We start from the raw sequence: 13,785 nt of genomic DNA, 5'->3' as shown, positions 1-13,785 counted from the left end.
GAATGATTAAATATCTGCGTATTACTTTTACTATCTTGGTTGTTATAGCTGCGGTTTTTGCTGGGCGTTGGGTATGGACTGACTACATGCATACTCCTTGGACGCGCGACGGTCGCATTCGAGCAGATATAGTTACAGTTGCACCAGACGTATCGGGCTGGGTTACCACTTTAAATATTAAAGATGGTCAAAACGTACAAAAAGGCGAAGTGCTTTTTAATGTTGATCAAAAGCGCTATCAAGCAGCGCTCGATAAAAGTAAAGCCAACACAGAAAATACGCTATATACATGGGAGCTTGCTAAACATAAATACCAGAGGCGTGTTGAGCTAAGCACTCAGCAGGCGATAAGTGAAGAAACGCTTGAATCAACACGTATCAATACCAAAATTGCTGAAGCAAATTATAACTTAGCTAAAATAGAGCAAACAATTGCGCAATTAAATGTTGATAGAACGCAAATAGTCGCACCTACATCGGGGCAAATAATTAATCTGAATTTACGCCAAGGTAACTATGTAGCCCAAGGCACTCCTGTGTTTGCTATCGTGCAGTCAGATTCATTTTACGTAACGGGTTACTTTGAAGAGAGTAAAATACCGCTTATTTATCCTGATCAAAAAGCTAAAATAGCGCTTTTAAGTGGTGGTAAGCAATTAACGGGGCATGTAGTGAGTGTAGGTAAAGCAATTGCAAATACGAATACACAAAGTAACGGGCAGCTTTTACCACAAGTACAACAAACATTTAATTGGGTACGTTTATCGCAACGTATTCCTGTTGATATTAAGTTAGATTCATTGCCCGAAGATACACAGTTAAGCGCAGGAATGACCGCCACAATACATCTCGCTACACGTTAAGGGGAAGACAGTGGGCGTTGTATTACAAAATTTGTTTTTTCCTAAAAAACAGGCAATTATTTTTGCGATTAAGGGCGTTATAGCCATGGTAATGGCGCTTACTATTGCTATGTGGCTTAATCTTGAAAGACCTTATTGGGCGCTAGTATCAGCTATATTTTTGCAATTACGCCCGCAAAGTGGACTCGTTATTGAAAAAGCAATTTGTCAGATTATAGGCACCATAGTAGGTGGTTTGTTTGGTATATTGCTTTTAACTCAGCTAATTCTCTACCCTTATTTAGCGCTCGGTGCACTTGCATTATGGTTAGGGGTAAACTCTGCGTTATCGGCAATGGTACGCCAAGCAAACTTTGTGTATGCGTTTGCTATGGCCGGTGTAACCGCCGCTATTATTGTGCTTTTAGTTATGGTCAATCCGGTTATGGTGAGTAGCCAGAGTATATTCGACATTGCACAAACGCGGGTGAGTGAAATAGTTATAGGGTCTATATGTGCCGGGCTTGTGAGCCATTTATTTTGGCCTGTAAAAGTTAAGCATTTACTGCAAGTACAAGCGCGGTCGGTTATAAACCAAACGTTAGATTATTTAGTAACCGAGCTTGATTCTAAAGACTCGCACGAAAACCGTCATCTACAAATAGATGGTATTATGGCAACGTTAGGGTCTATAAATGAAGACTCTAGTGCAGTGAGGTACGAAGGACCAAAAGGTCCTGGGCGCTCACGTGCTGCAAATCAATTGTCGCAAAAAGTACTTTCTTTGTTGGCTCTCATTCAAATAATTGGGCGTTTGCAACGAAACCACGAAGACCTCATTACTCACACATTAGACAAATTAATAGGTAAACTTAAACACGTATTTGCACAAATTAAAGAATCTGACGATTTTGATTACTGCGCCGAGCAAGTTAAAACTCTGCGCAAACAACTAACCGACTACAGAGCAAATACGGTGTGTGATTCACCATTTGAATCCCACATGCTTAATGTGAGCTTAGACGTGGCTAACGATTTAACCATTTTACTGCGCGCATATAGGGCTTTAGAACAAAGCGATAAAACATTATTAAATGCACCGAGTATGCTTACATATCGTGACCCATTAGCTGGCATTATAGTTGGATTTAGAACTGCTTTGGTGTTTTCTATCGGCGCATTTATTTGGATTAATACAGGTTCTTCTGCAGCATTGTTAATTATGATTTTGCCAGTCATATTTTCGATAATGCTAGCGCGAATACCCTTGGCTATTTTACAGGGAGTTATAAAGCGCCTGCTTGTAGGTGTTGTGGTTGCCAGTTTTGTAACTGTTTTTTATGCGCTAAATTTATTATCACAAAGCGGTGGGCAATTAGAAATATTATTACTTGTACTAGCCGGTCCCTACTTTCTGGGATTACTGTTACTTGCTGAGCAACAAACGCTGCCATACGGCTTAGGGTTTTGTATACCATTCACTATTTTGGTAAGGCCTAGTACCGATATGAGCCTTGCGTTTTCAATTGATTACACACTGAGCTCTGCAATCGCTATTTTTGCTGGCGTGAGTATTTTATTTTGGATTTTTCAGTTATTTACAGGACCCAGTGTTCAATTACTTGTTCATCGTGTTTTTAAAGCCACTTATAAAGATTTAATCGAAATAAATACTCATCAAACGCCCAGTATTTGGTACAACCGTCGTATGGCAGATAGATTGCTGCGCTTAACTAATTACGATCAGGGTTCACACTCTCGTGCTATAACCGACCTTGCATTAACTGGTCTAAACTTAGGGCATGCGTCTGTGCGATTAAACTCAATTTGTGAAAATTTGGCTGGTAATACAAAGCTAAAGTATTTAAATCGGTGGCAGCGTACATTAGCCGATGCATTTATGTTGGCAACCAAGGGCAAGTTTAATAATAAGTTTAAGCAAGCGTCAGATAATCTTTATGAGGAATTGGCTCAGACGGTTGGCGATTCAAATCAATTAGAAGCAATAAAAGGCATGTTTATTCGCATTAATCTGACCTTTGAAAGAAGTGCCAGCAAGATAAATTAGCCCTATTCGCTGCTTTTCGAGTTCAGATGTTATAACGAAATCTGTTATACTTACTGGATAATTTTATGGGGCTGTTATGATTTCAAAAAACCAACTCAAACTTATTCGCCAACTTGGCCAAAAAAAGTACCGAAAGCAATATAATCAATACCTTGTACAAGGTGAAAAAAACGTACTTGAGTTATTAAACAGCCCATTAAATGTGGTTAATATTTTTGCTACAAACGAATTTATAAATGCGTACCAAGGTAAGTATCAGCACGCTAATATTATTGAGGCTGATGAAGAGGTTCTCACCAAAGTCAGCACGTTAGTTAGCAATAATGCAGCCATTGCTATTGTTGATATGCCAAAGACAGCTTTACCACAAGCAAGTGGCTTAATACTCGCACTTGATGGCGTATCAGACCCTGGAAATTTAGGAACAATAATAAGAGTGGCAGACTGGTACGGTATTAAGCATATAGTAACTAGCACCGACAGCGCTGACGCTTACAACCCAAAAACAATTAGCGCCACAATGGGCTCGTTTGTAAGGGTATCGGTAAGCCAAGTAGATTTACCTGATTATTTACAATCTTTAAGCTTACCTGTTTACGGTGCTTTTTTAGATGGGCAGAGTGTACACAAAACCCAATTTACGGGCTCAGGCGTTTTACTAATGGGCAGTGAGTCGCATGGAATACGCGAGACATGCGCAAAGTTAGTAACTAATAAAATCACCATTCCCGCTTTTGGTGGAGCAGAGTCGCTTAATGTGGCAATGGCGACTGGTATTATTTTAGATAATTTTAAACGACAAGCTTAACAATTTAACTGTTAATGAGTTAAATTGTTTGTAATCAATAACAATAATAATCGGTAATAACAATAAGATGCGCTTAAGCACTATTAAATTAGCGGGCTTTAAATCGTTTGTAGAGCCCACTAAAATTCCATTTCCTGATCAAATGACGTGTGTTGTAGGCCCTAATGGCTGTGGCAAATCGAACGTTATTGATGCAGTGCGATGGGTGCTTGGTGAAAGCTCTGCTAAAAACCTGCGTGGCGATGCCATGACCGACGTTATTTTTAATGGCTCAACTAATCGAAAAGCCATATCGCAAGCTTCTGTAGAGCTTGTTTTTGATAACGATAACGGAAGTCCTTCAAACACATTTGCCGACAGAAACCAAATTGCTATTAAGCGTTTAGTAACGCGCGACGGACAGTCACTGTATTTTTTAAATAGCAGTAAATGCCGTAAGCGCGATATTACCGATATATTTTTAGGCACCGGTCTTGGTCCACGTAGTTACGCAATTATTGAGCAAGGGATGATCTCGCGCTTAATAGAGAGTAAACCACAAGAGCTGCGCGTATTTTTAGAAGAAGCCGCTGGCGTTTCTAAATACAAAGAGCGTCGCCGCGAAACACAAACACGTATAAAAAGCACTCGCGAAAATCTTGAACGCTTGTTAGATGTTCGCAAAGAACTACAAAGCCAGCTCGATAAATTGGCTGTGCAGTCGGTTGATGCAAAAAAATACCGCGAATTAAAAGCCCAAGAACGTACGCTAAAAGGCCAAATTGCGGTTTTAAAATGGCAAAAGTTACATCAGCAGCAACTTGAAAAAAGTGCCCAAATTAAAAAACTGAATGATCAAATTTCATTTTTTAAAACCGCTAACTTAGGACATGACGATGTACTTTTAAGCTTAGAAGGGCAAGTACAAGCTCAGCAAGATAAACTAAGCGATGCACAGCACCAGCAACATGTAATACACACCGAGCTTACTCGCGCTGAGCAGCAACAAATAAACGTAAAGCAACAAATCCAAACGCTTAAACAAAATTTAGTTAAATTACAGCAACGCCAAACTCATAGCACTGAAGCTAAAACGCAGCAGCAAATTGTGTGTGAGCAACTAAATGAAACCCTGCAAGGGGTTAGTGAAAACGCTTTAATGTGCGAAGAGCAAGTTAGGAAGTTAACGCATGAACTTGAGGAATTATTAGCACTTAGGCAGCGCCGTTATACCCATTGGCAAACTTTGTGTGATCAACAGCAACAACTTAATAATAATGCACAACTGCATAGTAGTCACATTAAACAAACTCAACAGCAAATAAGCCACGTTAACGAGCAAATTAATCAGTTAAATGTGCAGCTAACTGATCTAAAAAGTAGCGATGTAGAGCAACAATTAACGCAGCAAACACAGCAAACACAAAAATTAACTCAAGAACTGGCCGCTAAACAAACAGCCCACACACAGTGCAGCGCTAAGCTTGAATTGCAAAATGAGCGTGTTAATAACTCACAAAAGCAATATTCGGCGCTTACTCAAATAATGAACGAGTTAAAAGCCAGTATAACGGGGCTTAAAAGTACATTAGGGCTTGACGAGGAAAGTGAACGTACTAATGGTTTGTTTAATCAACTAGGTGTTAAAGAAGGCTTTGAGCCCTTAATAGAGCAAGCACTTAAATCGCTAGAGCACTTAAATGTAAGTGAGCAGCAAGCTGATAATAGTGTGTGGCCAATTAGTGGTAAGCACATTGCTGAAAATAGCTTAGCGGCATTCATAACAAGCGGCGTGTACCCAGATCATTTAACGCGTATTGCTTATAGCGAAAGCGGTGATTTAACGCTGTTAAAAGATGCTTATTATACAGCCGTTATGGATAAAAACGGTGCTTTATTTGGTCGTAACTGGCATGTAAGTGCTGAATGTAATGCAGAAAACTCATTGCTTTTAAAACATAAGCAATTGCAAGATCAAGCACAGCAGTTAACTAATACCGAGGACGAGCTAAAACAAGTAACACGCACTCGTGACGAACATACAGCTGAGCAAATAAAATTAATTAACGAACAAAGCGAGCTAAAAGAAGCCATACATGAGCTTGCGCAAAATATAGCAGTAGCCGGTACACGCAGCGATATGCTCAAACAGCAAGTAGCGCAATTTAAGTTACAACTAAAAAAGCTACAACAACAAAAGCAGCAATTAACAAATCAGCTTTTACAATTAAATACCGTGCTTGATGAGCAAGCAGCGCAATTTGAAGTGTTAAATGAGCAGCAACTCAACTTAACGGATGAGGTAGACGCTGCAAATAGCCTGCGCTCACAAAGTGATAAAAGTTATAGCGAAGCATTAAGTATGCTTGAGCAATATAAAACGCAAGCGCATAAGGCAAAACTCTCTGAGCAAAAGGTGCGCAGTGAATGGCAATTAAGCCAAACAAAATTGAGCCACGCAGAGCAAGAGCATATTAGTGCATCAGAAGGCGCGCAAGAATTACTCAATGAAATAGAAGAGCTGCTGATACCAGAGCAAGAGCTTAGCGATAAAATAGCGCAGTTTTTAGCGCAGCATCAAAAAGGTGAGCAGGCCTTGGTGTTACTTCAAAAAGAATTAGCTCACGCTAAAGAAAGCTTTAACACCAAGCAAGTAAGCATTAAAAATTCACAAGGTGAGCTGGTGGGCTTGCAAGAGCAGCATCAAAAGCTAACAATTGAAGAGCAAAGCCTACTCATAAAAGCGCAAGTTGCGCTCGAACCATTAGAAGAGCTAAAGCAAAGCTTAAAAGCAATACTTGATGAATTACCAGATTCAGTAAATTTAAGTGCAGCGCAAAATCAGTTAACCGGATTTACTAATGAGTTAGATAAGTTAGGTGCAGTAAACTTAGCAGCAATAGAAGAGTTTGACCTAGCTAAAGCACGTAGTGACTATCTTGATAATCAATTAGATGATTTAACAAAAGCGTTAAGTACCCTTGAAGGTGCAATTCGTAAAATTGATAGTGAGACCAAAACACGCTTTAAAGCGACGTTCGATCAAGTTAACGAAGACTTTGCAGAGCTATTTCCTAAAGTTTTTGGTGGTGGTAGTGCGTATTTAGAATTAACCAGTGACGATTTACTCGAAAGTGGTGTTAGTATAATGGCACGACCACCGGGTAAGAAAAATTCAACAATTCATTTGTTAAGTGGTGGAGAAAAAGCGCTGACCGCATTATCATTAGTGTTTTCTATATTCAGGCTCAATCCAGCTCCTTTCTGTATGCTGGACGAAGTAGATGCACCATTGGATGATGCCAACGTTGTGCGTTTTTGCCGTTTGGTTGAGGAAATGTCACAATCAGTGCAGTTTATTTATATTAGTCATAATAAAATTGCGATGGAAATGGCAGGTAGATTAACAGGTGTTACTATGGCAGAACCTGGCGTATCGCGTATGGTTGCTGTAGATATAGAGCAGGCTGTGCAACTTGCACATGCATAAATTTTTATAACAAGTGTATTATTTTTTAATTAATATACAGGTTTTAGGCATATCAAATAATAAAAGGTGAGGGGATGGCCGAACAATTAAGATGGGTTTTAATCATTATCAGTGTAGTTGTCATTGGTGGTTTATTAATACATGGATTGTGGTCTGTGAGAAAAAAAGACCGCCCAGAAGTATCTGATAACGAGCGGGTTGAACCATTGCAAGAAAGCGCATCAGCTTCATCTAAACCGTTTCGAACTGAGGCTGAACCAAAAGAGCCAATGCAAAACGAACGTGATGAGCCACAGTTTGGCGAGCTTAACTTTGATGCAAATGAGCCGCAAATAGATACAAGCGTGCCAGAAGTGCCGATTGAAGATGACCTAGAAATAGTTGATGACCTAGAAACAAAAGAGCAAAGCGCGGAAGAAGCACCTGCCCAAATGTCTGACTTTGTTATCGTACATATTCAAATGCCGGAAGAGCTTAGTATGCAGGGCAGTAAATTATTGCCGGCAGTTAACACTTTAGGTTTTAAATATTCTGAGGAAGGCTTTTTTAATCGCCACCTAGATCCGGCTGGTCAAGGCCCTGTTTTATTTAGATTAGTAAATATGTACAACCCAGGTACGTTTGATATTGATAATATGGAACAGTTTAGTACCGCTGGGGTAAGCTTATTTATGACGTTACCGTGCGACGGCGATGGTCTAGCTGCATTTAATATGTTGCACAGCGCAGCTAAAAAGTTAGCGGATGAATTTGGTGCACAAATTTTAGATGCTGAGCGAAATGAAATGACAGTAGATCGCGTAAGACAATATGTTGAGCAGGTTCGTTCTTTTTCAGCGTAAATAACGCATACATTATATTTTTATAAGCCACTGGACGGTGAATCGTCAAAGTGGCTTTTTTTATGTTTATTGAGGTTTAAATGTCTAGCAGCATTAGTGAGCAAGTTAATCATCTTCGTACTACATTAGAGCAACACAACTATAACTATTATGTGCTCGACACCCCCAGTATTCCTGATTCTGAATACGATAGGTTATTACGCGAACTAAGCGCACTAGAGATGCAGCACCCTGAATTTTTAACCGCCGACTCACCTACACAAAAAGTAGGCGGTGCAGCACTTAGTAAATTTGAGCAAGTAGCGCACCAAGTACCCATGCTCTCACTTGATAACGCCTTTAGTGAAGAAGAATTCACTGCGTTTAATCGCCGTATAAAAGAGCGTTTAATGAGTACTGATGAGCTTACTTTTTGTTGTGAACCAAAACTTGATGGTTTAGCTGTATCAATTATTTATCGCGATGGTGTGCTTGTACAAGCAGCAACGCGAGGTGATGGTTTTACCGGTGAAAACATTACTCAAAATGTTAAAACCATTCGTAATGTACCGCTCAAGCTACGTGGTGATTACCCAAAAGAGCTTGAAGTGCGCGGCGAAGTATTTATGGACAGCGCTGGCTTTGATAAATTAAATACTGAGGCGCAAAAACGCGGTGAAAAAGTATTTGTTAACCCGCGTAATGCAGCCGCGGGGAGTTTGCGTCAACTCGACTCTAAAATTACCGCTAAACGCCCACTCATGTTTTATGCGTACAGCACCGGGCTTGTTGCTGATGGCAGCATTCCTGAGGATCACTATCAGCAATTAGAAAAGCTGACTGATTGGGGGCTACCTTTGTGCCCAGAAACAAAATTAGTTGAAGGCCCAAAAGCCGCGCTCGAGTACTACAGCGATATTTTAACGCGCCGTGGTGAGCTTAAATATGAAATTGATGGCGTAGTAATAAAAATAAATAAAAAGACCTTACAAGAGCGTTTAGGCTTTGTGGCACGTGCTCCTCGTTGGGCTATTGCGTATAAGTTTCCGGCGCAAGAGGAAATAACCCAACTACTTGATGTTGATTTTCAAGTCGGTCGTACTGGCGCCATTACACCTGTTGCACGTTTGAAGCCTGTTTTTGTGGGTGGCGTTACCGTATCAAATGCAACGCTTCATAACAGTGATGAAGTTGCACGTTTAGGTGTAAAAGTAGGCGATACAGTTATTATTCGCCGTGCTGGAGACGTGATCCCACAAATAACACAAGTTGTACTTGAACGCCGCCCTGATGATGCTAGAGATATTGAATTTCCGGTAACTTGCCCAATCTGTGATTCTCATGTTGAAAAGGTTGAAGGCGAAGCTGTAGCTCGTTGTACAGGTGGGCTTGTATGTCCTGCGCAGCGTAAGCAAGCAATTAAGCACTTTGCTTCGCGCAAAGCGCTGGATATAGATGGTCTTGGCGATAAAATTGTTGATCAGTTAGTAGATAGAGAACTTATAAAAACGCCTGCTGATTTGTTTATTTTAAAACAGGGGCATTTTGAGTCACTTGAACGTATGGGACCTAAGTCAGCTAAAAACTTAGTAACAGCACTTGAAGAGGCTAAAGGCACTTCGCTTGCAAAGTTTTTATATTCATTAGGTATTCGAGAAGCCGGGGAGGCGACAGCACAAAATTTAGCTAATCACTTCCTAACCCTTGAAAATGTAATAAATGCCAGCATTGATAGTTTAACGCAGGTAAGTGATGTAGGCGAAATTGTTGCAACACATGTTCGTGGCTTTTTTGATGAAGAACATAATTTAGCGGTTGTTAATGCACTGATAGAGCAAGGCATAAACTGGCCAGCGTTGAGCGCACCTTCTGAGGAAGAACAACCGCTCGCGGGGCTTACATATGTACTTACAGGTACGCTTAATACACTTAACCGCAATGATGCAAAGGCACGATTACAACAACTAGGTGCCAAGGTGTCTGGTAGCGTATCGGCTAAAACTGATGCATTAGTGGCGGGTGAAAAAGCAGGTTCAAAACTAACTAAAGCACAAGACCTAGGCATAGACATACTAACTGAAGATGAATTAATTGAGTTGCTTATAAAGCATAACGGTTAGGAAAACGACAATGAGCCGATATGGGCCAGAATACTGGGATAAATACGGAAGTTACCGTACGCCTATTGCATTTCATTTAAGTGTGCTTGTGCTATTGCGCAGTTATTTTATTTGGGTTATTGCGGCTTTAAGTCGTAGGCCTGAACTGGATTTAATGTCGTTATTTTTTAAAAATAAAAATGACTTTTTTATCGCAATAGCAATTGGAAGTATTGCAATAATACCGACTATTTTATTTTGTTTACGCAGACCACGAGATTCACACAGTGCAAGCGACAGGTTAGCAAAAATATGGCGACATATGCGCTGGCCTCTTATTTTATGTGCAGTTGTTGATTTAACATGGTTAAGTATTCAAGCAGCGCATAGCCATTATCGATTTTCATCATTTTTAGCAGTACAAATGATGATCGTTTTATGGATATTGTGGTATTTGGTGAAAAGCCGCTATTTAACCGTTTTTTTAATGATTGGCCTGAGCCGACAGAAAAAGCATCAGAAGAAAAAAAGCGACTTAAAAGGGATTAGGTGTGGACGCTGTAAATAAAAAAATAGCGATAGCGATATCGCTAATAGGACTAGTGCTTATTATTTTAATGATTAGCACTGATCTTTTAGAGTTTATGTGGTTTAAAGCGCTATTTGGGTTGTGGGTATTTGTTTTTTGCTCAAGCGTTTATAGGTTAACGCCTCTATTTAAATCAAGAAACCGGTTAGAGGATTTTATCCAAAGAGACGCCCAACATTTATTACTTTTTAGCTTGATGGGGTTTTTTGATAAAAAGCACGGTCCAGATTGGCTTGTTATTAAGAGTATAGACTGTATAAAGACTAAAGATGACGAGCTAATAATTTACAGTAATAACGAGCGCCAATTAAGTGTAAGTTTACCTGCAAAAAAAGCAGAGCTAGATAGTTTTATTAAACGAATACTGACCGATTCAGAAAAGCAAAATATTACCTTTAATTAGGGCGTTTTTTCTAGGCTAAATAAGCTTTAAGCCTAAAAGGAGATCACAGTCTCCGGCTGATCTTTTACGTGTTAAATGGCGTAATAGTTAGCGATGCTTTATAAATATAAAAGGCATGGTTAATCAACAATTTATGAGGTTATTATGTTGAAGTGGAATGATGTTATTAACTTTGCCACCAACGGCAATCCTACCCCAAGTCAAAAAGTAGTTAAAACTGACCAGCAGTGGCGGATGCAACTATCAGAAGATGAATATTACGTAACACGCAAAAAGGGAACAGAGCGCCCTGGTAGCTCGGGTAGTTGTACATTACTCGAACCTGGTAAGTATGTGTGTATTTGCTGTGATAATTTATTGTTTGATGCTGATGAGAAGTTCGATAGTGGCACTGGTTGGCCGTCATTTACGCAACCTGCGACAATTGAAGCAATTGGCTATGTAAGCGATACAAGTCATGGTATGGAGCGCATAGAGGTGGTTTGTAACGTGTGTGATTCGCACTTGGGCCATATTTTTCCAGATGGTCCATTACCAACAGGTTTACGTTATTGCGTTAATGCCGCATCAATGAAAAAGCGCTAATATTTTATTTACCAGCGCTTTGAAGATCTAAATTCATTTCTTTTGCTATGTGCAAAATTTTATCTAAACGCTGCGTCTGATCTGCTTGTAATTTAGTTTTATCAAGAAGGGCGTAGCATCTTTTAGCAAGTTCCATATTAAATGAGCTGCCAGATTGCTTTGTTGAATCAAATAAGCACTGTAATAAATTAAGTGCGATACTTTGATTACGAGGCATGACTCTAAACGCTTGTGTAAAAGCTTCCAGCGCAGTATTTAATTGGCCTTTATTAAATTGATTAACTGCATGGTTATTAAGCTCTTTCGGACCCATTTTAATATCACGTCGCTCACTTTGTTGCTGCTGAATATAACGTAAGTAAGTTGTGTCGCTAACTGTTGGGTGTCTTTCACAGTGTTTAATTATTTGGGTAAATAAGGTTTGCGCCTTTTGATGAAACCCTAATTCGTGAAACGCTTTCGCTTTATCAAGTGCCCCATCAACCGAACGGATATGAGTATCGTCATCATCAAGCTGTTCAATTAGCTTTTTCGCTTTTTGATGCTCGTCTTTTAAATAATGAAGTCGTGCATTAAGTACATCAATTTGAGCTTGATTTGTATTATTAGGAAACTGTTTTTTAAATCATTAATGTACTGATTGGTTTGCCTAGAAATTCGTTGAATTTGATCTGTTTGATCAGTCGTTAGCGCAAAGTCGATACCTGCACGTGCTGCATTCAAATATACATCGGGGTGGTCGTGTATTGAGTGTTTGGCAAAGGAGGCTATATCTTTTTGAGTTGAATAACTCTTTTCGTAGTCGTGATTAATCAGCGATACAGTACTTAATGACTTTTGTCGTGAAATATTTCGTGGTGCAATTTTTGCTGCTTGACTTAAAAAACCTTGTGCTAGTTCAAATTGATTTAGTTTTATCTCTAATTTACCCATAAGGTCTAGAGCAACTAATCTGGTTTCTTGTCGCTCCAACATTGTTTTAAGCATTCGCTGCGCTAATATATGCTCGTTATTCGCTATAAGGGCCTCGACTAAGCCAACTTTTGCCCAAGCGAATTTTTGAATGTCGAGAACAGATTTAAAAAAGTCTTTTGACTCTTGAACGCGTTTTAAACGAAGCAGAGCGTCACCCTTTAAACGTAGTAAAATAGGGCTGTAGTTATTGCCTTTTTTATCTAATGTTGAATCAATAAGCTTAATTGCTTTTGAATCGTTACCATCATCAATAAAAGTGTATACCGCTTGTAAGTCATGCTTGCGCTTTAAAATCCGTTCTATACGTATTTTAAGTTCTTGTATTGTGAATGGTTTTACTAAAAAGTCATCAGGCTGCAGCTCAAGAACGCTATGAACCAATGAGCCACTTGTTTCAGCAGAGATAAAAATAAATCCAGTTGAACTTTTTATTAACTGCTTTACACGCAGTTCTTCATAGAGTTGGTAGCCATCCTGGTGTTTACTTAAATTAAATGAGCAAACAATTAAATCAAATTCTTCACTTAAACATTGCTCTTTTGCAGAGATTGCATGATCGGCAAAGCGCAATTGCCGAAAGCCAAGTCTTTCTAACGATTGTTTCATATAGCTTTGGGCAAGCGGTTGCTCTTCTACTATAAGTATTTTGGCTTTTGAATAGATCTTAGTTGGCATTAGCTTGAATGTTATTGTATTTAACACAGACTATAATCAACAGTTTAACTGCTTACAAGGGAATTTAAATGATAGCTGTATTTATTAGGTATTTAATTTTGCCTAATACGTTTATCTAGCTAAAAAGTACAGAGTAAAATAACATAATTAAAAACTATACAGTGACCCTCGCCATTATTTGTAAAGGGCGGCGATGCTCTTTTTTCTTACAGCGAAGCTAATTATCCACATAGAATTACATACTGTAAAAATTATTAGTGTTTATAAAAGTGTAATTATTGATTTTGGCAAGGAAGATTTTCTGAAGTGTTTATATGTGGTGGGTGATACTGGACTTGAACCAGTGACCCTCGCCTTGTAAGGGCGATGCTCTCCCAACTGAGCTAATCACCCACATATAATAAATATAACTGTTATTAAATTTTTTACTAATTAACTGCTTATTATGTAA

The 13,785-nt window shown here is 39.2% G+C and carries 8 protein-coding genes, 1 tRNA gene and 2 pseudogenes; 9 read left to right on the top strand and 2 right to left on the bottom strand.

Features of this window, described 5'->3' with window-relative positions; all coding sequences use genetic code 11:
- Positions 1-2 precede the first annotated feature (2 nt).
- The 9 genes and pseudogenes from P20652_RS02785 to msrB all read left to right on the top strand — a co-directional run bounded on the left by P20652_RS02785 (position 3) and on the right by msrB (position 11,684).
- Positions 3-863 carry an HlyD family secretion protein gene (locus P20652_RS02785; protein ID WP_008171770.1) on the top strand — a complete coding sequence of 287 codons (861 nt, stop codon included), beginning with the start codon at positions 3-5 and terminating at the stop codon, positions 861-863.
- A 10-nt stretch (positions 864-873) separates the two neighbouring features.
- Positions 874-2,910, top strand: a complete 2,037-nt coding sequence (locus tag P20652_RS02790) for an FUSC family protein (protein ID WP_008171768.1) — start codon at positions 874-876, stop codon at positions 2,908-2,910.
- Positions 2,911-2,986: 76 nt separating this feature from the next.
- Positions 2,987-3,718, top strand: coding sequence for an RNA methyltransferase (locus P20652_RS02795; RefSeq protein WP_008171765.1), 732 nt, complete (start codon positions 2,987-2,989; stop codon positions 3,716-3,718).
- Positions 3,719-3,785: 67 nt separating this feature from the next.
- Positions 3,786-7,187 carry a chromosome segregation SMC family protein gene (locus tag P20652_RS02800; protein ID WP_008171763.1) on the top strand — a complete coding sequence of 1,134 codons (3,402 nt, stop codon included), beginning with the start codon at positions 3,786-3,788 and terminating at the stop codon, positions 7,185-7,187.
- A 74-nt stretch (positions 7,188-7,261) separates the two neighbouring features.
- Positions 7,262-8,029 carry a cell division protein ZipA gene (gene zipA / locus P20652_RS02805; RefSeq protein ID WP_008171761.1) on the top strand — a complete coding sequence of 256 codons (768 nt, stop codon included), beginning with the start codon at positions 7,262-7,264 and terminating at the stop codon, positions 8,027-8,029.
- A gap of 80 nt (positions 8,030-8,109) precedes the next feature.
- Complete coding sequence (gene ligA / locus P20652_RS02810) at positions 8,110-10,128, top strand: NAD-dependent DNA ligase LigA (RefSeq protein ID WP_008171759.1); 2,019 nt, start codon at positions 8,110-8,112, stop codon at positions 10,126-10,128.
- 10 nt (positions 10,129-10,138) lie between these two features.
- Positions 10,139-10,656 (top strand): annotated as a pseudogene (locus P20652_RS02815) (DUF2919 domain-containing protein).
- A gap of 2 nt (positions 10,657-10,658) precedes the next feature.
- Complete coding sequence (locus tag P20652_RS02820) at positions 10,659-11,099, top strand: hypothetical protein (protein ID WP_008171756.1); 441 nt, start codon at positions 10,659-10,661, stop codon at positions 11,097-11,099.
- Positions 11,100-11,243: 144 nt separating this feature from the next.
- A complete protein-coding gene (msrB, locus tag P20652_RS02825) occupies positions 11,244-11,684 on the top strand; it encodes a peptide-methionine (R)-S-oxide reductase MsrB (protein WP_008171754.1) in 441 nt (146 codons plus the stop codon).
- 4 nt (positions 11,685-11,688) lie between these two features.
- Here the strand turns inward: msrB and P20652_RS18980 are convergent.
- Both P20652_RS18980 and P20652_RS18975 read right to left on the bottom strand, forming a co-directional pair.
- A pseudogene (locus P20652_RS18980) lies at positions 11,689-13,334 on the bottom strand (response regulator).
- Positions 13,335-13,651: 317 nt separating this feature from the next.
- A tRNA-Val gene (locus P20652_RS18975) sits at positions 13,652-13,727 on the bottom strand.
- Positions 13,728-13,785 lie beyond the last annotated feature (58 nt).

Source organism: Pseudoalteromonas sp. BSi20652 (assembly GCF_000239855.1).
GTDB lineage: Bacteria > Pseudomonadota > Gammaproteobacteria > Enterobacterales > Alteromonadaceae > Pseudoalteromonas.
Note: the sequence above shows the minus strand (reverse complement) of the source record. Positions and strands in the feature narration are given on the sequence as shown.

Excerpts from the sequence above, each read along its gene's own strand:
- P20652_RS02785 (WP_008171770.1), top strand. The coding sequence starts at position 3 with ATGATTAAATATCTGCGTATTACTTTTACTATCTTGGTTGTTATAGCT.
- P20652_RS02795 (WP_008171765.1), top strand. The coding sequence starts at position 2,987 with ATGATTTCAAAAAACCAACTCAAACTTATTCGCCAACTTGGCCAAAAA.
- P20652_RS02800 (WP_008171763.1), top strand. The coding sequence starts at position 3,786 with ATGCGCTTAAGCACTATTAAATTAGCGGGCTTTAAATCGTTTGTAGAG.
- zipA (WP_008171761.1), top strand. The coding sequence starts at position 7,262 with ATGGCCGAACAATTAAGATGGGTTTTAATCATTATCAGTGTAGTTGTC.
- ligA (WP_008171759.1), top strand. The coding sequence starts at position 8,110 with ATGTCTAGCAGCATTAGTGAGCAAGTTAATCATCTTCGTACTACATTA.
- msrB (WP_008171754.1), top strand. The coding sequence starts at position 11,244 with ATGTTGAAGTGGAATGATGTTATTAACTTTGCCACCAACGGCAATCCT.